Annotated in this window: 1 rRNA gene; it reads right to left on the minus strand. The window is 56.4% G+C overall.

Features of this window, described 5'->3' with window-relative positions:
• Nucleotides 1-428: 428 nt before the first annotated feature.
• A 16S ribosomal RNA gene (locus ACYU8W_RS11545) occupies nt 429-525 on the minus strand; the annotation flags it as partial.

The raw sequence follows: 525 nt of genomic DNA on the forward strand, positions 1-525 counted from the left end.
ACAAAAAAACTTCACAGAGCACTACAGATGCTTCGCGTCCACTATGCAATTCTCAAACAACACACAGCACCACCACCACCCACACCAACCCAGACCCACAAGCCCAGATCATTCAGTGCAGCCGGCGAACAGCCTGCCAACCCAGAAAAAACAACCCCAACCACCACCACAACCCACAAAGGAGCTGTACCAGTCGCCGAAGATCGTTTCTTCAGGACCCAACAACGTGCCGACACCCCACACCCAGCAACCACCCCAACACCTTTCCACAACCCCAACCCAGCATCCGTGATCACTCACATCAGCCGAACCACCGGTTCGTACTTGGTCGAGACGGCCACCCGGTCACGGGCACCATGATTGATGTTCCACCCTTGAGCAGGACCCCACCACACACTCGGTGATGAAAGGCCACTGTCGCTCCTTAGAAAGGAGGTGATCCAGCCGCACCTTCCGGTACGGCTACCTTGTTACGACTTAGTCCCAATCGCCAATCCCACCTTCGACGGCTCCCCCCACAAGGGT

Source organism: Yimella radicis, from assembly GCF_054778255.1.